This is a genomic window from Streptomyces sp. NPDC053432, from assembly GCF_055585365.1.
This window is the reverse complement of sequence record NZ_JBVJKF010000023.1, coordinates 14659-36394: the sequence shown is the minus strand read 5'-3', so window position 1 is coordinate 36394 and position 21736 is coordinate 14659. Positions and strand designations below refer to the sequence as shown.

At 70.6% G+C, this 21736-nt stretch carries 18 protein-coding genes and 1 tRNA gene; 15 read left to right on the top strand and 4 right to left on the bottom strand.

Features of this window, described 5'->3' with window-relative positions; all coding sequences use genetic code 11:
• The first annotated feature begins 114 nt into the window (after nt 1-114).
• The 7 genes from ACZ6Y1_RS30185 (at nt 115) to ACZ6Y1_RS30155 (ending at nt 9503) form a co-directional block, all read left to right on the top strand.
• The gene (locus ACZ6Y1_RS30185; protein WP_469636903.1) at nt 115-2046 is read left to right on the top strand and encodes a hypothetical protein; all 1932 of its coding nucleotides are present in this window, start codon (nt 115-117) and stop codon (nt 2044-2046) included.
• A gap of 208 nt (nt 2047-2254) precedes the next feature.
• On the top strand, nt 2255-3289 hold the full coding sequence (locus ACZ6Y1_RS30180) for an ABC transporter substrate-binding protein (RefSeq protein WP_469636900.1): 1035 nt from the start codon (nt 2255-2257) through the stop codon (nt 3287-3289).
• 38 nt (nt 3290-3327) lie between these two features.
• Nucleotides 3328-4239, top strand: a complete 912-nt coding sequence (locus ACZ6Y1_RS30175; protein ID WP_469636897.1) for a siderophore-interacting protein — start codon at nt 3328-3330, stop codon at nt 4237-4239.
• 138 nt (nt 4240-4377) lie between these two features.
• On the top strand, nt 4378-5874 hold the full coding sequence (locus tag ACZ6Y1_RS30170) for a pyridoxal phosphate-dependent decarboxylase family protein (protein ID WP_469636894.1): 1497 nt from the start codon (nt 4378-4380) through the stop codon (nt 5872-5874).
• The gene (locus ACZ6Y1_RS30165; protein WP_469636891.1) at nt 5858-7159 is read left to right on the top strand and encodes a lysine N(6)-hydroxylase/L-ornithine N(5)-oxygenase family protein; all 1302 of its coding nucleotides are present in this window, start codon (nt 5858-5860) and stop codon (nt 7157-7159) included. Before ACZ6Y1_RS30170 ends, ACZ6Y1_RS30165 begins: the two co-directional genes overlap by 17 nt.
• Nucleotides 7156-7725, top strand: coding sequence for a GNAT family N-acetyltransferase (locus ACZ6Y1_RS30160; RefSeq protein ID WP_469636888.1), 570 nt, complete (start codon nt 7156-7158; stop codon nt 7723-7725). The genes ACZ6Y1_RS30165 and ACZ6Y1_RS30160 overlap by 4 nt, the downstream gene beginning before the upstream one ends.
• Nucleotides 7722-9503, top strand: coding sequence for an IucA/IucC family protein (locus ACZ6Y1_RS30155; RefSeq protein ID WP_469636885.1), 1782 nt, complete (start codon nt 7722-7724; stop codon nt 9501-9503). The genes ACZ6Y1_RS30160 and ACZ6Y1_RS30155 overlap by 4 nt, the downstream gene beginning before the upstream one ends.
• Before the next feature lie 68 nt (nt 9504-9571).
• Here ACZ6Y1_RS30155 and ACZ6Y1_RS30150 read toward each other — a convergent pair whose 3' ends face one another.
• Nucleotides 9572-11563, bottom strand: coding sequence for a calcium-binding protein (locus tag ACZ6Y1_RS30150; protein ID WP_469636883.1), 1992 nt, complete (start codon nt 11561-11563; stop codon nt 9572-9574).
• Between the two features lie 300 nt (nt 11564-11863).
• Between ACZ6Y1_RS30150 and ACZ6Y1_RS30145 the strand changes: the two genes are divergently transcribed.
• The gene (locus tag ACZ6Y1_RS30145) at nt 11864-12415 is read left to right on the top strand and encodes a hypothetical protein (RefSeq protein WP_469636880.1); all 552 of its coding nucleotides are present in this window, start codon (nt 11864-11866) and stop codon (nt 12413-12415) included.
• A gap of 16 nt (nt 12416-12431) precedes the next feature.
• Here ACZ6Y1_RS30145 and ACZ6Y1_RS30140 read toward each other — a convergent pair whose 3' ends face one another.
• The gene (locus ACZ6Y1_RS30140) at nt 12432-14036 is read right to left on the bottom strand and encodes a beta-N-acetylhexosaminidase (protein ID WP_469636877.1); all 1605 of its coding nucleotides are present in this window, start codon (nt 14034-14036) and stop codon (nt 12432-12434) included.
• A 52-nt stretch (nt 14037-14088) separates the two neighbouring features.
• Here ACZ6Y1_RS30140 and ACZ6Y1_RS30135 point away from each other — a divergent pair, with 52 nt between their 5' ends.
• From ACZ6Y1_RS30135 to glmS, 3 genes are all read left to right on the top strand, one after another.
• Nucleotides 14089-15000, top strand: a complete 912-nt coding sequence (locus tag ACZ6Y1_RS30135; RefSeq protein WP_469636874.1) for a DUF4429 domain-containing protein — start codon at nt 14089-14091, stop codon at nt 14998-15000.
• A gap of 107 nt (nt 15001-15107) precedes the next feature.
• A complete protein-coding gene (locus tag ACZ6Y1_RS30130) occupies nt 15108-15383 on the top strand; it encodes a hypothetical protein (RefSeq protein ID WP_329385221.1) in 276 nt (91 codons plus the stop codon).
• Nucleotides 15384-15448: 65 nt separating this feature from the next.
• Complete coding sequence (gene glmS / locus ACZ6Y1_RS30125) at nt 15449-17266, top strand: glutamine--fructose-6-phosphate transaminase (isomerizing) (protein WP_469636871.1); 1818 nt, start codon at nt 15449-15451, stop codon at nt 17264-17266.
• 72 nt (nt 17267-17338) lie between these two features.
• Here glmS and ACZ6Y1_RS30120 read toward each other — a convergent pair whose 3' ends face one another.
• Both ACZ6Y1_RS30120 and ACZ6Y1_RS30115 read right to left on the bottom strand, forming a co-directional pair.
• Nucleotides 17339-17905 (bottom strand): acetate uptake transporter, encoded by a 567-nt coding sequence (locus ACZ6Y1_RS30120; RefSeq protein ID WP_469636868.1) that lies wholly within the window; start codon nt 17903-17905, stop codon nt 17339-17341.
• Nucleotides 17906-18003: 98 nt separating this feature from the next.
• Nucleotides 18004-18537, bottom strand: a complete 534-nt coding sequence (locus tag ACZ6Y1_RS30115) for a universal stress protein (protein WP_384749913.1) — start codon at nt 18535-18537, stop codon at nt 18004-18006.
• A 321-nt stretch (nt 18538-18858) separates the two neighbouring features.
• Between ACZ6Y1_RS30115 and ACZ6Y1_RS30110 the strand changes: the two genes are divergently transcribed.
• The 4 genes from ACZ6Y1_RS30110 to ACZ6Y1_RS30095 all read left to right on the top strand — a co-directional run bounded on the left by ACZ6Y1_RS30110 (nt 18859) and on the right by ACZ6Y1_RS30095 (nt 21712).
• Nucleotides 18859-19272, top strand: a complete 414-nt coding sequence (locus tag ACZ6Y1_RS30110; RefSeq protein ID WP_469636864.1) for a hypothetical protein — start codon at nt 18859-18861, stop codon at nt 19270-19272.
• Nucleotides 19273-19648: 376 nt separating this feature from the next.
• Nucleotides 19649-20821: a helix-turn-helix domain-containing protein gene (locus ACZ6Y1_RS30105; protein WP_384589866.1), complete on the top strand. Its 1173-nt coding sequence runs from the start codon at nt 19649-19651 to the stop codon at nt 20819-20821.
• A gap of 119 nt (nt 20822-20940) precedes the next feature.
• Complete coding sequence (gene orn / locus ACZ6Y1_RS30100) at nt 20941-21543, top strand: oligoribonuclease (protein WP_469636860.1); 603 nt, start codon at nt 20941-20943, stop codon at nt 21541-21543.
• Between the two features lie 96 nt (nt 21544-21639).
• A tRNA-His gene (locus tag ACZ6Y1_RS30095) sits at nt 21640-21712 on the top strand.
• Nucleotides 21713-21736: the final 24 nt, after the last annotated feature.

Sequence of the window (21736 nt, the reverse complement as noted above, 5' to 3'; positions counted from 1 at the left end):
GTTTCCGAGTGGTGTCGTGTTTGCGAAGTATGTCGGTGCTAGCTTCCTGGCTGCGCGCCCTCCGCTCCGGCGTTGACGGCGCGCCCGACCTCGTACCAGTGGGGAGAAAACCTCGTGATCAGTTCTGTTCGGCCGCCCCAGCCCCGGAGGGGACGCAAGCTCAGAGCGGCTCTCGTCACCGCCACGCTCGCCGCCTCCCTCACGGTCCCCACGGCGCTGAACGCTCAGGCGATGGCGGCGGTCCAGCTCTGCTCGACGCCGAACGCTCTCGACAACAGCCGCTTCGAGATCGACGTCAGCGCGAACCTGGTCGTCAACGGCAACGTCAGCTGCATCGACTGGCTCACCGGCGGCACGAACACCGGCTTCCGCTCCGGGGTCCTGGTCAAGCCCGACCGGCCCAGCGGAAGCAGCGACGACGCCTTCGGCCAGGGTTCGAAGGAGGACGACCCGAACCCGACCATCGTGTTCGGTTCGATCCCGCCGAACAAGAGCGACCTGAAGAACTTCGGCGTGTACACGGAGCAGAACACGACGCCGAAGTTCCTGGAGCTGTTCTGGCAGCGGGTCAACAACCCGCAGGGCACCACGAACATGGACTTCGAGCTGAACCAGAAGTTCTGCGACCTGACGAAGGTCCCCACGAACTGCGCGAACAACGGCTCCAACGTGCCGCCGGAGACCCCGGTCCGCACCATCGGCGACAAGTTGATCACGTACGACCTCTCCAACGGCGGCACCGTCCCGACCATCTCCATCCGTACCTGGAGCGGCTCGGTCTGGGGTTCTCCGACGGTCATCAGCGGTACGGCGAACCCGCTGGCGGTGGGCTCGGTCAACAGCACCTCGATCCCCGCCAACCAGACCGGCGGACTCAGCGCGACCGCCCTCGCCCCGTTCACCTTCGGCGAGGCGGCGATCTCGTACAACGCGCTCTTCCCGGCGGGCAGCTCCTGCACGACCTTCGGCTCCGCCTACGTGAAGAGCCGCTCCTCGGACGCCTTCAACTCCGAGCTGAAGGACTTCATCTCGCCCGAGCCGGTGCAGATCACCAACTGCACCTCGCTGATCACCTCCGCCACGCCCACGGCGACGGTCGGTGACACCATCACCGACACCGCGACGCTGGGCGGCGCCTCCGCCACCGCGGGCGGCAGCATCACGTTCAACCTCTACAGCAACGCGACCTGCACGACCCTGGTCCAGAGCTTCGGCCCGATCCCGGTGAACGGCCCCGGCCAGTACACCACCAGCCCGGGGTTCACCACGACGGCCGCCGGCACCTACTACTGGACGGCCTCGTACACCGGCGACGCGAGCAACCAGCCCGCCGCCACCGCCTGCCGGGACGCCGACGAGACGACCGTGGTCCGACGGGCCGCGCCGGCGATCAGCACCCAGCTCCTCAACGCCCAGGAAAGCCCGGTCAGCACGGTCACGATCGGCGACTTCGTGCACGACTCGGCCAGCCTGAGCGGCGCGACCGCCACCGCGGGCGGCACGGTCACCTACGCCTACTACACGGACTCGGCCTGCTCGCAGAACAGGGTCCAGGTCGGCACCCCGGTGACGGTCACGGGCGGGGTCGTCCCGAACTCGGCCGCCGCGCAGTTCAACCAGATCGGCACGTTCTACTGGCAGGCCAGCTACAGCGGCGACGCCAACAACATGCCGGCGATGAGTGCCTGCACCGACGAGCCCCTGACCGTGGGCAAGGCCGGCGCCAACATCGCCACCCGGCAGCGGTTCCTCCCGCAGGACACGGCCACCGTCTCGGCCCAGTTCGGCGGTCAGCCCACCGGCACCGTCACGTTCGACCTGTACGGCCCGAACAACAACAACTGCAGCACCAACAAGGTGGGCACCTGGACCGGCACGCTGTCGAACGGCACGGCCTCGACCGACAACACCACCTTCTACATCAACGCCGCCAATCAGGGTGAGTACAAGTGGCTGGCGACGTACTCGGGTGACGCCACCCACAACAGCGCGACCAGCCCCTGCGGTACCGAGAACTCCACCATCACCGTCGACAACGGGCTCTGATCCGACGACCCCGACGAAGCCGGACCCACTCCGGCCATGACTGACCGAGAGGGCCTCCCGTCCGTGACGGGAGGCCCTCTCCGCATGGGGCGCCGCACACTCCGACGGAGAAAGTTAGGCCCCCCTTACCGATTCCAGCCAAGGTTAGGCTAACCTTCCTTTCCGAACGGCCCAGTGGCCACCGGCACGCACGAAATCGGACATCGACATGCCCAAGTCCCGCACATCCCCCTTCACCCGCCGCGGATTCGTCGCGGCCGGCGGCGCCCTCGGCCTGGTCGCGGCACTCGCGGCGTGCGGAGGCACCGACAAGGCGAAGGACGGCGCGAGCGACAAGAGCTCCGCGGCCTCGGGCGCCTGGTCCTTCACGGACGACCTGGGCAAGGCGGTCAGCACCAAGTCGAAGCCGAAGAACGTCGTCGCCTTCACCGGCACGGCGGCCGCGCTGTACGACTACGGCATCCCGGTCAAGGGCGTCTTCGGCCCCACCAGGACCGCCGACGGCAAGCCCGACGTGCAGGCCGGCTCGATGGACATCTCGAAGGTGGAGATCCTCGGCAACGTCTACGACGAGTTCAACGTCGAGAAGTACGCGGCCCTCCAGCCCGACCTGCTGGTCACCAACACCTGGGACGGCAGCTACTGGTACGTGCCGGAGGCCTCCAAGGACAAGATCCTGAAGCTGGCTCCCGCCGCCGCGATCGGCGTCGGCGGCAACGTCACCATGGACAAGTCCCTGGAGCGCACGGCGGAGCTCGCCAAGTCCCTCGGCGCCGACATGAACGCCAAGGACACCGTCGACGCCAAGGCCCGCTTCGAGGCCGCCGCCGCGAAGCTGCGCGAGGCCACCAAGGCCAACCCTGGTGTCAAGGTGCTCGTGGGCTCCGGCTCCGCCGACCTGTTCTACGTCTCCTCCCCGGACACCTCGGCCGACCTGAAGTACTTCAAGTCCCTCGGCGTCGAGTTCGTCACCCCGGAGAACCTGGGCGAGGGCGGCTTCTTCGAGAGCCTCAGCTGGGAGAACGCCGGCAAGTACAAGGCCGACGTGGTCCTCCTCGACAACCGCACCGGCACCCTGCAGCCGGAGGAGCTGAAGGCCAAGGCCACCTGGGCCGAGCTGCCCGCCGTCAAGGCCGGCCAGGTCACCCCGCGCGTGACCGAGCCGATCTACTCGTACGCCAAGTGCGCGCAGATCCTCGAGGACCTCGCGAAGGCCGTCCAGAACGCCAAGAAGGTCAGCTGACCACCGCCGAACCCGGCCCACTCCCAGGGGGACCCCGTATGACCGCCACCGCGTCCGACACGGCCGACGCCTCGGCAGGGGCAGCGCACTTCCGGTTCTTCGAGCTCGAAGTGCTGCGCACCCGCCGCCTCGGCCATTCGTTCCTGCCCGTCACGTTCGGCGGCGGGTCCCTCGCGGACTTCCGCTCCGGCGGCTTCGACCAGAGCCTCTCGCTCTTCCTGCCGCCCGAGGGGCGGGAGCACACGGTGCTCCCGTCCACGGACGAGGACACCTGGTTCGGCGCCTGGCGCGGAATGCCGGACGAGGAGCGTCCGGTGATGCGGTCCTACACGGTGCGCGAACAGCGCCGTACGCCCGAGGGCGCGGACGAGGTCGACATCGACTTCGTCCTGCACGGCGACGCGTCCCCCGCCTCCCGCTGGGCCGGGCGGGCGGCGACCGGCCGCCGGATCCTGGCGATCGGGCCCGCCGTCGCGGAGAACAAGTCCGTACGCTTCCAGCCGCCGGCCACCGCCGACGCGGTCTGGATGTACGCGGACGAGACCGCCCTGCCGGCCGCCGCCGCGATCCTGGAGCGGCTGGCGGAGGGGATCCCGGTGCGGGCCTGGTTCGAGGTCCCGCACGAGGACGACCGGCTGCCGCTGCGGACGGCCGCGGACGCCGACATCACCTGGATCGTGCGCCGGGGCGACGGCCGCGACCGCACCGACCGGGTACTGGGCGCGCTCCGCTCCGCGGACGTCCCGGCCGCCGAAGCCCCGTACGTCTGGCTGGCGGGCGAGGCGGGCACCGTTCGCGCGACCCGGCGCCACTTCGTGCAGGAACGATCCGTCGACCGCCGCTCGGTGCGCTTCACCGGCTACTGGCGGCTCGGCGCGAGCGAGGAACAGCTCCTGGCCGAGGCCTACGCGGGCCAGGCCCCCAGCGAGGAGCCGACCTCCGAGCTGTAGCGATTCGCGCACGTCACAGGGCATTCGAGAGATGGGCCCCGGCTTTCCGCCGGGGCCCATCTCTCTTTGTGATTGAACTTAGGTTAGGCTAACCTAAGTTCATCCCACTCCCCACTCCCCCTGCCCGGAGGAAAGTTGATGCGTTCGCATCTGCTGAATGAGACGACCGCGGACCTCTACCGGCGTTCCGTCACCCAGGGAGTCGAACGCGTCGCCGCCAAACTCGCGGGCACGCGGCGGCCTCACACCGGCATATCGGTCGACGAACTCGCCCCGGTCATCAACGGGATCGACCTCGACGAGCCGCTCGCCGACCCGGCCGCCGCCCTCGACGAGCTGGAGGACGTCTACCTGCGCGACGCGGTGTACTTCCACCACCCGCGCTACCTCGGCCACCTCAACTGCCCGGTCGTCATCCCCGCGGTGCTCGGCGAGGCCGTCCTGTCGGCCGTCAACTCCTCCCTCGACACCTGGGACCAGTCCATCGGCGGCACGCTCATCGAGCGCCGCCTGATCGACTGGACGGCCCGGCGCATTGGCCTCGGCCCCGCCGCGGACGGCGTCTTCACCTCCGGCGGCAGCCAGTCGAACTTCCATGCGCTGCTCCTCGCCCGCGACGAGGCATGCCGCGTGGTCATGCGGCGGGCGATGCGGGAGGGCCGCGAGCTCACCAAGGCCGAACTGCTCCCGAAACTGCGCATCCTCACCTCCGAGGCCGGCCACTTCAGCGTGCAGAAGTCGGCCGCCATGCTCGGACTCGGCTACGAGGCCGTCATCGCCGTCCCGGTCGACCGCAACCGCCGCATGGACACCTCGCTCCTCGCCCTGGAGCTGGAGGCCTGCGCGGCCGAGGGCCTCGTCCCCATGGCCGTCGTCGCCACCGCCGGCACCACCGACTTCGGGTCCATCGACCCGCTCCCCGAGATCGCCCAGCTGGCCGCCGAGCACTCCGCGTGGATGCACGTGGACGCCGCGTACGGCTGCGGACTGCTGGTCTCCCCCACCCGCCGGCACCTCCTCGACGGCGTCGAGCACGCCGACTCGGTCACGGTCGACTACCACAAGTCCTTCTTCCAGCCCGTCAGTTCCAGCGCCGTACTGGTCCGCGACCGCGACACCCTGGGGCACGCCACGTACCACGCGGACTACCTCAACACCCGGCGGATGGCCGAGGAGCGCATCCCCAACCAGGTCGACAAGTCCATCCAGACCACGCGCCGCTTCGACGCCCTCAAGCTCTGGATGACCCTGCGCGTCATGGGCGCCGACGGCGTCGGCTCGCTCTTCGACGAGGTCGTCGACCTGGCCGCGGCGGGCTACGAGATCATCGCCGCCGACCCGCGCTTCGAGGTCGTCGTCCGCCCGCAGATCTCCACCCTCGTCTTCCGCTACGCCCCCGAGGACGGCGCCGGCATCCGCGCCGACCTGATCGACGAGGCCAACCTCCACGCCCGCAACGCCCTGTTCGCCTCCGGTGAGGCCGTCGTCGCCGGCACCAAGGTGGACGGCGACCAGTACCTGAAGTTCACCCTGCTCAACCCGCAGACCACGACGGCCGACATCGAAGCCGTCCTCGACCTCCTCGCCGCCCACGCCGCGCAGTTCCTGGGAGAATCCCTTGCCGTCCACCGTTAAGCCCCTCGACTTCATCGGAATCGGCCTCGGTCCCTTCAACCTGGGACTCGCCTGCCTGACCGCCCCGATCGGCGAGCTCGACGGACTCTTCATCGAGTCGAAGCCGCACTTCGAGTGGCACGCCGGAATGTTCCTGGACGGCGCGCACCTGCAGACGCCGTTCCTGTCGGACCTGGTCACCCTCGCCGACCCGACCTCGCCCTTCTCCTTCCTCAGCTACCTGAAGGACAAGGACCGGCTGTACTCCTTCTACATCCGGGAGAACTTCTACCCGCTGCGGGCCGAGTACAACGACTACTGCCGCTGGGCCGCCGACCGCCTCGACAACGTCCTGTACTCCACCTCCGTCACCGAGGTCACCTACGACGAGCGGGCCGCCCTCTACGAGGTCCGCACCGACCGGGGCGGGACCCACCGGGCCCGCCACCTGGTCCTGGGCACCGGCACCCCGCCGCACCTGCCCGAGTCCTGCGCGGGCCTGGGCGGCGACTTCCTGCACAACTCCGCCTACATGCAGCACAAGGCGGAACTCCAGCGCAAGAAGTCCATCACCCTGGTCGGCTCGGGCCAGAGCGCCGCCGAGATCTACCACGACCTCCTCGCCGAGATCGACACGTACGGCTACCAGCTCAACTGGGTGACCCGCTCGCCCCGCTTCTTCCCCCTCGAATACACCAAGCTGACGCTGGAGATGACCTCGCCGGAGTACGTGGACTACTTCCACGCGCTCCCGGAGGAGACCCGCTACCGCCTGGAGACCGAGCAGAAGAACCTCTTCAAGGGCATCGACGGCGAGCTCATCGACGCCATCTTCGACCTGCTCTACCAGAAGCGGATCAGCATGCCGGGCACCGTCCCGACCACGCTGCTCACCAACACCTCCCTGAACTCCACGGCGTACGACACCACCACGGGCACGTACACCCTGGGGCTGCGCCAGGAGGAGCAGGAGCGGGACTTCAGCCTGAGCTCCGAGGGCCTGGTCCTGGCCACGGGCTACACGTACCGCGTCCCAGAGTTCCTCGCCCCGGTCCACGACCGCCTGGTCTTCGACGGCCACGGCCGCCTGGACGCGGCGCGCAACTACAGCGTGGACACCACCGGGCGCGGGATCTTCCTCCAGAACGGCACCACGCACAACCACTCCCTGACCTCGCCCGACCTGGGCATGGCCGCGTACCGCAACGCCTACATCATCGGCGAGCTCCTCGGCCGCGAGTACTACAAGGTCGAGAAGGCCATCGCGTTCCAGCAGTTCGCAGTCCCGGAAGGCACGGCAGCATGAGCACCGCCACACCCACCCTCTTCACCCGCGAGGACCCGGTGCTCGGCACCTTCTCCGTCCGCGCCCTGGACCCCCTCACCGACGCGGAACTGCTGCACGACTGGGTCACCCACCCCAAGGCCTCGTTCTGGATGATGCAGGACGCCTCGCTCCCCGACGTGGAGCGCGAGTACATGCGCATCTGCGCCGCCGAGCACCACCAGGCCTTCATCGGCCTGCACGAGGGCCGGCCGGCCTTCCTGATGGAGAGCTACGACCCGTCGAAGCTCGAACTCGTCGGCCTGTACGACCCCCGGCCCGGGGACGTCGGCATGCACTTCCTCGTCGCCCCGACCGACTCCCCGATCGGCGGCTTCACCCGCGCGGTGATCACGACGGTCATGTCGTACCTCTTCTCGGACCCCGCCACCCACCGCGTGGTGGTCGAGCCGGACGTCCGCAACACCGCCGTGCACGCCCTCAACGAGGCGGTCGGCTTCGTCCCCGACGGCCCGGTCCGCAAGCCGGAGAAGGAAGCCCTCCTCAGCTTCTGCACCCGCGCCCGGTTCGAGGCGGCCACGATATGAGCCTCGCCGACGCCGTGTCCCACCTCTCCCCGGAGCTGTGGGCCCGGGCGAACCGCGCCCTGGTCCGCAAGGCACTGGCGGAGTTCTCCCACGAACGCCTGCTGACCCCCACGCCCCTGGGGGACTCCTGGTACTCGGTCCACAGCGACGACTCCACGGTGGAGTACCGCTTCCGGGCCACCCTCCACGCGCTGGACCACTGGGCGGTGGACGAGTCCTCGATCACCCGCCACGCGGCCGGCACGGAGCTGGAACCGGACGCCCTGGACTTCCACATCGAGCTGCGGCAGGCCCTGGGCCTGAGCGCGGAGGTCCTGCCGGTCTACCTGGAGGAGATCTCCTCCACCCTGGCGGGCACCGGCTTCAAATACACCAAGCCGCAGCTCTCCTCGGCCGTCCTCGCCAAGTCCTCCTTCCAGGACATCGAGACGGGCATGACCGAGGGCCACCCCTGCTTCGTCGCGAACAACGGCCGCCTCGGCTTCGGCGTGCACGAGTACCTCTCCTACGCCCCGGAGACGGCGAGCCCGGTCCACCTGGTGTGGGCGGCGGCCCGCAAGGACGTGTCCACCTTCACGGCGGGCGAGGGCCTGGACCACGACTCGTTCATGCGCGAGGAGCTCGGCGAGGCGGCCGTCGCCGGCTTCGCGGCCAAGCTCACCGCCCTCGGCCTGGACCCGGCGGACTACCACTTCTTCCCCGTCCACCCCTGGCAGTGGTGGAACAAGACCACGGTCACCTTCGCGGCCGAGATCGCCAACCGCCGCCTGGTCCTGCTGGGCGAGGGCTCCGACGCCTACCTCCCGCAGCAGTCGATCCGTACCTTCTTCAACACCACGACCCCCACCAAGCACTACGTCAAGACGGCCGTCTCGGTCCTCAACATGGGCTTCATGCGCGGTCTGTCCGCCGCCTACATGGAGGCCACCCCGGCCATCAACGACTGGCTGCACCGCCTGATCGAGGTGGATCCGGTCCTCCGGTCCGTCGACTTCTCGATCATCCGGGAGCGGGCGGCGATCGGCTACCACCACCGCCAGTACGAGCGCGCCACGGACCGCTACTCGCCGTACCGCAAGATGCTGGCCGCACTGTGGCGCGAGTCCCCGGTGAACGGGCTCCAGGACGGGGAACGCCTCGCCACGATGGCCTCCCTCCTCCACGTGGACGCGGAGGGCAAGTCCTTCGTGGGCGCGCTCATCGCCGAATCCGGCCTGACCCCGGCCGAGTGGCTGAAGCCGTACCTGCGCGCCTACCTCCTCCCCCTCCTGCACTGCTTCTACCGGTACGACCTCGCGTACATGCCGCACGGAGAGAACACGATCCTGGTCATCCGGGACGGTGTCGTGCAGCGGGCGGTCTTCAAGGACATCGCCGAGGAGATCGCGGTCATGGACCCGGACGCGGTACTGCCGCCCGCGGTCGAGCGCATCAAAGCGGACGTCCCGGAGGACATGAAGCTCCTCTCGATCTTCACGGACGTCTTCGACTGCTTCTTCCGCTTCCTGAACGCGATCCTGGTCACCGAGGGCATCTGCACCGAGGACACCTTCTGGCGGGCCGTGGCCGACTGCGCCCACGACTACCAGGACTCGGTCCCGGCCCTGGCGGACCGCTTCGCCCGCTACGACCTCTTCGCTCCCGAGTTCCAGCTGTCCTGCCTGAACCGCCTCCAGCTGCGCGACAACCAGCAGATGGTCGACCTGGCCGACCCGTCCGCCGCGCTCCAGCTGGTCGGCACCCTCGAGAACCCCGTCGCGGCCTTCGCCCGGCGGTGACCGGGGACGGGTGCGCCTCCGACTACGGTCCCTCGGCGGCGCACCCGCACCCTTCCCTGTCTGCGGCCCTACGGGCAGCTCAGGCGGGTGTCGCCCGCGTCGGTCGTGCAGGTGTCGGTGCCCATCCCGCCGTTGGCGGTGTCGTTGCCGGAGACGCCGTCCACCGTGTTGAGGCGGTCGTTGCCGTAGTACCCGGTCAGGATGTCGTTCCCGGTGTTGCCGTTCAGGGTGTCGTCACCGAAGCCGCCGTCGACGTTGTCGTTGCCGGGGCCCGCGTGGACGGTGTCGTTGCCGTAGCCGGCCCTGATGGTGTCATCGCCGCTCAGACCGCAGATCACGTCGTTGAAGTAACCCCCGGTCAGGGTGTCCGGGCCGCTGGTGCCGATGATCGTGCAGCCGCGCGCGTTGTTGACCGTACTGGTGGCCGTCGCCGTGTTGTTGGCGGTGGCGGGGTCGGTCTGCGTGGCGGAGACCACGGCCCGGTCCGACAGGGTGCCCGTGGCCCGGGGTTCGGCCACCAGCGTCACGGTGGTCCGGGCGCCGGGGGCGAGGGAGCCCAGGGCGCAGTTGGCACCGGTGGTGGTGAGGGTGCAGGTGCCCTGGCCGGGGACGGCGGACAGGAGCGTGCCGGCGCCGGTCAGGGTGTCGGTGAGGGTGACTCCGGTGGCCGTGGTCGTGGTGCTGGTGTTGGTCACCGTCACGGTGTAGGTGGCCTGGTCGCCGATGCTGACCGTCGTGGTCCCGGTCTTGGTGACGGACAGGTCCGCGGTGGTCGGCGGCGGCGGTTCGCTGCCCGCGCCGCCCAGGTAGCGGGCCACGGCACGGTTGGCGCCGAGGCTGTTGGCCTCGCCGGCGACGCCGCCCGCGAGGATCTTGCCGTCCGTCTGCAGGGCCACGGAGGTGGCCTGGTCCGAGACGCCGCCGAAGTCGGTGGTCACGCGGCCGTCACCGTCGAAGCCGGTGTCCGGGCTGCCGTTGCCGTTGTACCGGGCCAGCGCGAAGTCGCTCGCGTAGTAGCCGGCCGCCACGATCCGGCCGTCGGACTGCACGGACACGTCCAGCGCGCCGCCGTTCTCGGGCCCGAAGTTGGTGGTCACCCGCCCGTCGCCGTCGAAGGTCGGGTCCGGGGCGCCGTTGCCGGTGAACCGGGCCAGTGCGAACTGGTTGCCCGCGGCTCCCGCCACGACGATCCTGCCGTCGGACTGCAGGGCCACGCCCCGCGCGTACGATCCGAAACCGGGGCTCACCTTGCCGTCGCCGTCGAAGGTCGTGTCCAGGCTGCCGTCGGTGTTGTAGCGGGCCAGCGCGAAACCGGCGGTGCTGGTGCCGGCGGCGACGATCCTGCCGTCGGACTGCAGCGCCAGGTCGGAGACCCCCTGGCAGCAGCCGCCCCCGAAGTCGGTCATGACGATGCCGTCGCCGTCGAAGCTCGTGTCCGGGCTGCCGCCCGGCGTGAGGCGCGCCAGGGTCCAGCGCCCGAGGCTGTCGCCGCCCAGGACGATCGCGCCGTTCGACTGCACCGCGACCGCCTGGGCGGTGTCGATCGTGTCGACGTCGGGGTCCGTGAGCGCCCTGCCGCCGTCTCCGTAGGTGGTGTCCAGGCTGCCGTCGCTGTTGTAGCGGGCCGACGCCCACGCGCCGACACCGGCGATCGAGGTGGAGCCCCCGACCGCGACGATCTTGCCGTCGGGCTGCAGGGCCAGGGCCCGGGCCTCGTCGTTGTTGACGTCGAAGTCGGTGGTGACGATGCCGTCACCGCCGCCGAAGGTCGTGTCCAGGCTGCCGTCGGTGTTGTAGCGCACCAGGACGAAGTCGCCCGAGGTCTCGTCGAAGTAGCCGTCGCCGACCGTGACGATCTTTCCGTCCGGCTGCACGACCATGCCCGCGATGTTCTCGTAGCCGGTCACATCCGTGACGACCTTGCCGTCACCGCTGAACGAGGGGTCCAGGTCCGCGGGGGCGGCCGCCGCCACTCCGGGCAGGCTCAGTACGAGCGCCAGCCCGGCGGCGGTCACCGCGCCGACGGGCCCGGAACGGCGCCGTGGAAAGTACAGGGACATGTGGGAACGCTCCGTCTGTCGGGTCCTGGGTCTCCCCACCTTTCGGGCGCGCGGACCCCGCACAGGTCACGGCCGGGCCGCGGCTGCGCCCACTGGGCGCCCGGTTTCCACCCCCAGGAGTGACGATCCGTCAGCAGCTTCCTCTCCTTCTCACTTCCTCCGCACGGCCGGCCGGCACGGCAGGATCACGACGACACCCCGGTGTTCACCTTCTGCGGCCCGAACGGGACACTCTCCCGCAGCACGCCGTGCCGCCGGCCGCCGGTTCCGGTTCCCGGCCACGCCCCCCAGGAGCCGACCATGCCGTCCCGTACCCGCTGTGCCCGCCTGACCGCACTGCTGCTGTCGGCGGCGGTCGTCGCCGGCGGGCTGACCGGGTGCTCGCTGCTGTCCCCCTTCACCACCTGCGAGGGGACCGGGCCGCTCATGAAGGAGCTGGAGTCGCTCCCGCTGCTCACCTCGCCCCCGCCCGGCGCGACGCCCCCCACGAAGAGCGACGCCGCCTTCTCCGAGTGCGCGGACGACAGCGGCGACGCCTATCTGACCGCCGGCCGCAGTTACGTCTACGCCGGAACCCGCCAGGCGGTGCTCGACCACTTCCGCAAGGCGGCGGAGGCCGACGGCTGGCGGTACGAACCCAATCCGGTACCCGAGATGCGGCAGTACGACTCGTGCTTCACCAGGGGCGGGGACGGCGAGGCGAGGGAACTCAGGGTCGACTTCGTCCGGCCGGACCGGATCACGGAGTTCTACGGGCCGGACGCCGGACGGGAGTTCGCCACCGGTGCCGGTTTCGAGGTCATCGTCGGTGCGGACGTCAACGGGGCCGGGGGCGGCTGCTGGGGTCCCTGATCCCCCGGCCGGTCCGTCACTTCCCCCACGGCACGTCCGGCGCCCGGTAGAAGGGGATGTCCTGGGCGGCCAGCCTCGGCGCCTGCGCCGCCAGGCGCTCGCGGTACGACTCCCAGCCGAGCGCCCCCGCCGGGGACCAGCCCAGTTCCGCCAGGCTCAGCAGCCGGGGGAAGGCCATGAACTCCCAGTCGGTGCGGGTTGCGATGGTCTCCGTCCACAGCGGGGCCTCCACGCCCAGGACCGCTGATTCCGGCACGCCGGGCAGGTAGGCACCCGGGTCCCAGGAGTACGACTTCCTCACCGGGACGAGGCCCGCCCAGGCCAGGCCGGGTTTCGTGGTGAGGTCGTACTTCATGTCCAGGTAGAGCCGGTCCGCCGGGGAGAGGATCAGCCGGTGGCCGGCCGCGGCCGCCGCCCCGACCCTCTCCCTCTCCGCCGCCGGCGTGCGGTCGTGCCCCCAGTACTGCAGCACCGCGCCCGGCGCCGGGCGGGCCGACGCCAGCTGGTGCCAGGCCACCACCGTCTTGCCGTGGCGGGCCACGGCATCCTGGGCACGGTCCATGAAGGCCGCGTAGTCCGCCGCCGGGGTGGAGTGCGCCTCGTCGCCGCCGATGTGGAGGTAGCGGCCCGGGGTGAGCTCCGCGAGTTCACCGAGGACCTGGTCGATGAACTCGTACGTCAGCTCCTTGCCGACGCACAGTGAGCTGAAGCCGACCTTGATCCCGGTGTAGCGGGCGGGGGCCTTGCCGTCGCAGTTCAGTTCCGCGTAGGAGGCGAGTGCCGCGTTGACGTGGCCCGGCATGTCGATCTCCGGCACCACGTCGACGTACCGCTCCCCCGCGTAGGCGACGAGCTCGCGGTACTCGGCCTTCGTCCAGTGGCCGCCGGGGCCGCCGCCGACCTCGCTGCCGCCGCCGTACGGGGCGAGCCGCGGCCAGGAGTCGACCGCGAGGCGCCAGCCCTGGTCGTCGGTCAGGTGCACGTGGAGGGTGTTGACCTTGTACTGGGCGAGCTGGTCCACGTACCTCTTGACCTGCTCCACCGTGAAGAAGTGGCGGGCGACGTCGACCATCGCCCCCCGGTACGCGAACCGCGGCGCGTCGGTGATCTCCCCGCCCGGCACCGTCCCCGGGCCGGCCGCCGGCAGCAGCTGCCGCAGCGTCTGCCCCGCGTGGAAGAGCCCCTCCGGGGTGCGGGCGGTGAGGGTGACCCCGTCGGGGCGGGACTCCAGCCGGTAGCCCTCCTCGCCCACCCCCTGGGCCCGCCCGTCGATCCGCAGCCGGATCCCGCCGCCCCCGTCCCCCTCGGCCACCGGCAGCGGCAGCCCGCTCGGGCCGCGCAGCTGCCCGGCCAGGAGTGCGCCGACCCGGCGGACCTCCGCGCCCGCGCCCCAGGACGTACGGATGACCGTGCCCGGTCCGACGGTGTACCCGGGGCCGCCGGGCCGGGCGGAGACGGGAGCGGGCAGGAGCGCCTCGAAGGGTGCCGGGGCGGCCCGGCGCCCGCCGCCCGGCCGGGCGTCGTCGCCGCGGGCGGCGGCGGTGCAGGAGGCGGCGGCGCCCACCGTCAGGAGGGCGCCGAGGAGGGCGGCGAGCGTGCGTCGCGGTCGCGGGACTCTCATGGGCCCAGGTATAGGCCAACTGGCCCGTCCTGGTGAGTGGGAGAATCACCGGATGGCGGAAATCATCCAGAAGGACGGTACTTGGAGCTTCGACGGGGACGCGGTGCGCATCGTGCCGGGCCGCGACAAGGGGGTCTCGCTGCTGCGGCAGACCCTCGGCGAGGTGCTCGTACCGCTCCGGGCGCTGGCGGGGATCTCGTACGAGCCCGGCCGCAAGGCGGGCCGGCTGCGGCTGCGGCTGCGTGACGGCGCGGACCCGCTGCTCCAGGTGACGGGCGGCCGGCTGCCGGAGGCCTCGGACCCGTACCGGCTGACCGTGGACGCGGACCGCAGCGGGGTCGCGGAGTACTTCGTCGACGAGGTGCGCCAGGCGCTGCTGCTGGACCAGGTGGACCCGGGCCCGACGACCTCGTACCTGCTGCCCGGGCCCGCCGTCCCGATCACGGTGGGCGCGGGCGACGGGACGGCGGCCTTCGACGGGGAGCGGGTGGCGCTGGAGTGGAACTGGACGACGGAGGAGGCCAAGCGCTCCGGCGGCCCGCGCGTCCTGCGGATCGCCGACCTGCGGTCGGTGGAGTGGTCGCCGTCGAAGGGACTGGAGAACGGCTGGCTGCGCTTCGGCCTGGCGGGCGCCGGGCAGGCCCTGGCGCCCAAGTACGACCCGCACACGGTGGAGCTCTTCGGCTTCAAGAAGGACCCGCTGATGGCCCTGGTCGCGGCGGCCGTGGCGGTACGGATGCCGCACCCGGCCGCCCCGCAGGACGGCCCGCCCGCGGCGGAGGTGACGGCGGTCGCGCCGGCCGGGCCGCGGAAGGCCCTCGACGCGGCCGGTGAGCGGGCCCCCGCGGAGGACCACGACGCGCTGCTGCGGCGGCTGCGCGAGCTGGGTGAGCTGCACCAGTCGGGCGTGCTGACCGCCGAGGAGTTCACCTCGGCCAAACAGGCCGTTCTGCGTCGTTTCTAGCGGATTTGAAACCGGAAGTACCCATTCCTTGGTACGGACCAGCAAGATCCTGCCCGATTTCGGGCAGGATCTTTGCTTTCACCGGCTGGAGCCGCCAGTATCTACGGGTGCTCGATCGCCGCCCGTCGCATGACGACCTCGTCGAACACCTGGTGCGCAGCACCTCGCTCCAGCGGGGCGAGGCGGCCCGGGTGGTCCTCGACGTGCTCGCGTACTTCGACGAGACGACCGAGGAGTTCGTCCGCCGCCGCCACCGGGAACTGCAGTCCGGCGGAGCGGTGAACGCGGAGATCTTCGAGCGGATCGCGGCCGAGCTGCCGCACCGCGCCGTGGCGCCTCCGGAGCTCTCGCTCCGGCAGCTGCGCCGGATCGTCTACGGCTGAACCCGCCGCCGCACACGCGGCCGCGAACGAGTACTGGAACCGAACTTCAGGAGGGGCAAGACCGTATGTGCGGAATCGTCGGTTACATCGGCAAGCGTGACGTGGCACCGCTGCTGCTCGAAGGCCTGCAGCGTCTCGAATACCGCGGGTACGACTCCGCGGGCATCGTCGTGAACAGCCCGAAGGCCGCCGCCCTCAAGGTCGTCAAGGCCAAGGGCCGGGTCCGCGAGCTGGAGTCCCGCGTCCCCAAGCGCTTCGCCGGCACCACCGGCATCGCCCACACCCGCTGGGCCACGCACGGCGCCCCGAGCGACATCAACTCGCACCCGCACCTCGATGCCGAGAACAAGGTCGCCGTCGTCCACAACGGCATCGTCGACAACGCCTCCGAGCTGCGCGCGAAGCTGGAGGCAGAGGGCGTCGTCTTCGTCTCGGAGACGGACACCGAGGTCATCGTCCACCTGATCGCCCGCTCCGCGGCCGGCTCCCTGGAGGAGAAGGTCCGCGAGGCCGTCAAGGTCATCGAGGGCACCTACGGCATCGCCGTCATGCACGCCGACTTCGCCGACCGCATCGTCGTCGCCCGCAACGGCTCCCCGGTGGTCCTGGGCATCGGCGAGAAGGAGATGTTCGTCGCCTCGGACGTCGCCGCGCTGGTCGCCCACACCCGCCAGATCGTCACCCTCGACGACGGCGAGATGGCCACCCTGAAGGCCGACGACTTCCGCACCTACACCACCTCCGGCGCGACCACGACCTCCACCCCGGAGACCGTGGAGTGGGAGGCCGCCTCGTACGACATGGGCGGTCACGACACCTACATGCACAAGGAGATCTCCGAGCAGCCCGACGCGGTCGACCGCGTGCTGCGCGGCCGGATCGACGACCGCTTCAACACCGTCCACCTCGGCGGCCTGAACCTGGACCCGCGCGAGGCGCGCGGCATCCGCCGGGTCAAGATCCTGGGCTGCGGCACCTCGTACCACGCGGGCCTCATCGGCGCCGGCCTCATCGAGGGCATGGCCCGCATCCCCGCGGACGCCGAGCCGGCGTCCGAGTTCCGCTACCGCAACCCGGTCGTGGACCCCGACACCCTGTACATCGCCGTCTCCCAGTCCGGTGAGACGTACGACGTGCTCGCCGCGGTGCAGGAGCTCAAGCGCAAGGGCGCCCGCGTCCTCGGCGTCGTCAACGTGGTCGGCTCGGCCATCGCCCGCGAGGCCGACGGCGGCGTGTACGTGCACGCCGGCCCCGAGGTCTGCGTCGTGTCCACCAAGTGCTTCACCAACACGGTCGTGGCCTTCGCGCTGCTCGCCGTGCACCTGGGCCGCATCCGGGACCTCTCGGTCACCGACGGCAAGCGGATCATCGAGGGCCTGCGCAAGCTGCCCGCGCAGATCCAGGAGATCCTCGAGGGCGAAGAGGACATCAAGAAGCTGGCGGCCGAGTTCGCCGAGGCCAAGTCGATGATGTTCATCGGCCGGGTGCGCGGCTACCCCGTGGCCCTGGAGGCCTCCCTGAAGCTCAAGGAGATCTCCTACATCCACGCCGAGGCCTACCCCGCCTCCGAGCTCAAGCACGGCCCGCTGGCCCTGATCGAGCCCTCCCTCCCCACGGTCGCGATCGTCCCGGACGACGACCTGCTGGAGAAGAACCGCGCGGCGCTGGAAGAGATCAAGGCCCGCAGCGGCCGGATCCTCGCGGTCGCCCACCGCGAGCAGGAGAAGGCGGACCACACCATCGTCGTCCCGAAGAACGAGGACGAGCTGGACCCGATCCTGATGGGCATCCCGCTCCAGCTGCTGGCGTACCACACGGCCCTGGCCATGGGCCGGGACATCGACAAGCCGCGCAACCTGGCGAAGTCGGTCACCGTCGAATAGCCGACAGTACGAAGGACCCCCGTGCGCACCGCGCACGGGGGTCCTTCCCTTGTGGTGCCTCGTTCCCGCGGTTCAGCTCGCGGCGACCGCGCCCCTGCCCGCCTTGCCGAGGGCCATCGGCCAGTTGGCCAGGGCCGCCGTGGCCCCGTACCAGGCCAGCAGGCCGGAGACGGCCGCGACCCAGCCGCCGGCCTTGGCCAGGGAGCCGCTGTCCGCGAAGGCGGCTATCGCCAGCAGGACGAGGGAGAGGGTCAGCAGGGCGTAGACGCCCTGGCTGAACAGACCGCTCGCGGCGGCGACCGTCAGGGTCAGCGCGAGCAGGGCGAAGAGGACAAGAAACGTTCCGGCGGCGTCACCGGAAGCCGCCGCGCCCGCGCCCTTGGCCCAGGTGAACCAGAAGATGCCGAGGCCCGCGAACGCGGTGCCGTCGGATCCGTTGCCGCCGCGGAACTCCAGGAGTCCGAGGAGGAACAGGGCGACGCCGCCGACGTACATCGCGAGCGACACGGAACTGGCAGCGGTCACGCCGTCGATGACGCCGGTGTGGCCGATACCGAATGCGAGAAGGGTGAGACCCAGGGCGATGTTCCCCAGGGTCGAAGTCGAGGCCGTGCTTCCCGCAGAGACACCATTGTCCACGGCGGGCTCCCTTCGATCTGCAGTTGTTTGCTGCGTCCCAGCAGCACTTATCTACCCTTTACACGGGTGCACAACCGCACAATCGGCTTAACAGATGGTCACGGGATGACAACGACCGGTCGCTGTGCGCGTTTGGCCAGCCGGCCGGCCACCGAGCCGAAGATGCGCCCCACGATCCCGTGGGTGGAACCCACCACGATGGCGTCGGCCGAATACTCCCGGCCGACCTCCTCCAGCTCATGGCAGATGTCACCACCGCGCTCGACCAGGATCCACGGCACTTCGGCCAGGTAGTCCGCGCAGGCCAGTTCCAGCCCGAGCACCTCGGTGCGGTGGTCCGGCACGTCGACGAAGACCGGGGGCTCGCAGCCTGCCCACACGGTCGTGGGCAGCCGGTTGGCCACATGGACGATGATCAGACCGGATCCGGAGCGGCGGGCCATGCCGATGGCGTAGGCCAGCGCGCGCTCACTGGAGGTGGATCCGTCGAATCCCACAACGACCCCGTGGCGGAAGGCCGGGTCGCAGGCAAGGCGCGGCTGTTCCGCCGGGCGCAGCTCGGCGGCCGACGCGGGGTCGGCGAGCCGCTTGCGCTTGCGGTCCGCGGGTTCGGAGAAGTCGTGACCGGCCATGGGTGTCTCGGCGAAGAGGTCCTTGGAGGAAGCAACAGGGGAAATTGGCGACGCAGTGTGACGGAGCTCTGTCCGGGAAGCATCTTCCCAAGCCCATACCCACCAGGGTACGGCGACACTCCTGTCCTGCACAGGGCTTGCCGCCCTTGGAGAGCGTCCCAGGGAGCATGCCGGAGTGAGCGCGCCTTGGCAATGGCGGCTGCCCCCTACAGCCAGTGACGAGACCGGGTCTTCGCCACCCGTGCGCGCAGTGACCGAGGCCCGCCGCGCGGCGTTGGTCATGCGTCCGACCTTCAGGTACGAGCCCGCAGGGAGTACGCCGTGTCCGCCCGTCCGGTTCACCCCGTCCAGCCCGTCCAGCCCGCTCAGCCGACCCCGTCCGCCCCGTCCCCCCGCTCCCGCCTTCACCCGTCCGTGCACCCCGCCGGACGGCACCACGACGACCCCGCGGGTGACGTCGTGCGCTGGGCGGCCTTCAGCTGCCTGCTCGTCCCCGTGGTGCTCGTCGTCTACGGGACCTCCTTCGGCGGAGCCGCCGTCGCCACCCTCGGGCTGCTCGCCGTCACGGCCGCGTGCCGGGTGCTGCTGCGGCACTCGGAGCGTACGGAGCGGGCCGCGGCGCGGGTGCCGTCGGAGGAGTACCCTCCGCCCGCCCGTCGCCGCCGGCGCCCGCGCGGAGGGACCGGCGGACGGCGCGGCTGCGGCGCTTCCGAGCCGCCGGACCCGCAGGACTGACTGATTCGCACACCCACACCCGCATGTTTTCAGCCAACTTCCCGGCAACACCGCCCCCTTGCCGGAACGCCTCCCCAACCCCCCCACCACCAGGGACTACAGGGTCAACAGGACATCAGGACCCCATGCGTACTGGCCACGAGCACGCGGAAGAGCCGCCGTACCGGTAGCGGAGCGGAACGCTTCCTGATCGAATGCTTTTCGCCAAGTTGAGAAGTCGACATAGCGCTGCGTGCTGAACTTGTCACGCCGACACCACGGGACGCAGTAGATTCGATCATGTATTTACGGCGGGGGATCCACGTGCAAGGCCGAGGGGAAACGTGCAGGTGCGACCAGACCAAGGAGTCGCGACACCCAAGGGGGGCTTAGCGCCATGAGCCAGGATTCCACCGCAGTCATCGCTGACGCGGGACGGAAGCTCGCGGGGCGTCGCCGCAGAGAGATCGTCGCGGTGCTGCTGTTCAGCGGCGGGCCGATCTTCGAGAGCTCCATTCCACTTTCCGTGTTCGGCATCGACCGGCAGGACGCGGGAGTTCCACGCTACCGACTGCTCGTGTGCGCCGGGGAGGACGGTCCGCTGCGGACCACCGGCGGACTCGAACTGACCGCGCCGTACGGGTTGGAGGCGATCGCCCGGGCAGGGACGGTCGTCGTGCCCGCGTGGCGTTCCATCACTTCACCGCCGCCTCCTGAGGCGCTCGACGCACTGCGTCTGGCGCACGAGGAGGGCGCCCGGATCGTCGGACTGTGCACGGGGGCCTTCGTGCTCGCCGCCGCCGGTCTGCTGGACGGCCGGCCCGCGACGACGCACTGGATGTACGCGCCGACGCTGGCCAAGCGGTACCCGTCCGTCCACGTCGACCCGCGCGAGCTGTTCGTCGACGACGGCGACGTGCTCACGTCCGCGGGCACCGCGGCCGGAATCGACCTGTGCCTGCACATCGTGCGCACGGACCACGGCAGCGAGGCGGCCGGGGCACTGGCCCGCCGGCTCGTCGTCCCGCCGCGCCGCACCGGGGGCCAGGAGCGCTACCTCGACCGGTCGCTGCCGGAGGAGATCGGCGCCGACCCGCTGGCCGAGGTCGTCGCCTGGGCGCTGGAGCACCTCCACGAGCAGTTCGACGTGGAGACCCTGGCGGCCCGCGCGTACATGAGCAGGCGCACCTTCGACCGGCGGTTCCGTTCGCTGACCGGCAGCGCGCCGCTGCAGTGGCTGATCACCCAGCGGGTGCTCCAGGCACAGCGGCTGCTGGAGACCTCCGACTACTCGGTCGACGAGGTCGCCGGGCGCTGCGGATTCCGCTCGCCGGTCGCCCTGCGCGGGCACTTCCGCCGGCAGCTGGGGTCCTCCCCGGCCGCCTACCGCTCGGCCTACCGGGCCCGCCGGCCCCAGTCCGACGTGGCCCAGGTGTCCGACATCCAGTCCGCCCCGGTGCCGCACCAGCGCACCCCGCAGCCGCAGCGCGCGGCGGCGGCCCTGGCCGCGACGGGCCCGACGGTGACGGAGCTCTACGCTCCGGGCCGGGTCCTGCGCGAACACGCGTGACCCTCACAACGGGTACGGCATGAGAAGGTCCCCCACCGGTCGACCACCGGTGGGGGACCTTCCGCGTAGGGCCCGCCGGACGCCACCGGAGCCCCGGGCAACCGCATAAGGTGGGACACATGAACGATCGCATGGTGTGGATCGACTGCGAGATGACCGGGCTCTCGTTGACGGACGACGCACTTATCGAGGTGGCCGCACTGGTCACCGACTCGGAGCTCAACGTGCTCGGCGAAGGCGTGGACATCGTGATCCGCCCGCCGGACCGTGCCCTGGAGACCATGCCCGACGTGGTGCGCGAGATGCACACCTCCTCCGGACTGCTCGACGAGCTGGCCGGCGGGACCACCCTCGCGGACGCCGAGGCCCAGGTCCTGGCCTACGTACGGGAGCACGTGAAGGAACCCCGCAAGGCGCCGCTCTGCGGGAACACGGTCGGCACCGACCGCGGTTTCCTGCTGCGCGACATGCCCGCGCTGGAGGGCCACCTGCACTACCGGATCGTGGACGTGTCCTCGATCAAGGAGCTGGCGCGCCGCTGGTACCCGCGGGCGTACTTCAACAGCCCTCCGAAGAACGGCAACCACCGGGCGCTCGCGGACATCAGGGAGTCCATCGCCGAGCTGCGCTACTACCGGGAGGCGGTCTTCGTGCCCCAGCCCGGTCCCGACACCGACACCGCGCGGGCCATCGCGGCCAAGCACGTGGTGAGCGGCGCATAGCCCCACCGGAGCCGGGCGCGGACCGAGGGGGGAGCGAGCACCCTCCCGGACCCTGTACCCTTTTCTTCGGCCGGTCGGTTTCCCCGACCGGACATGGTGGGTGTAGCTCAGTTGGTAGAGCACCTGGTTGTGGTCCAGGTGGCCGCGGGTTCAAGTCCCGTCACTCACCCTGCGAGAAGGCCCGGTCCGCGAA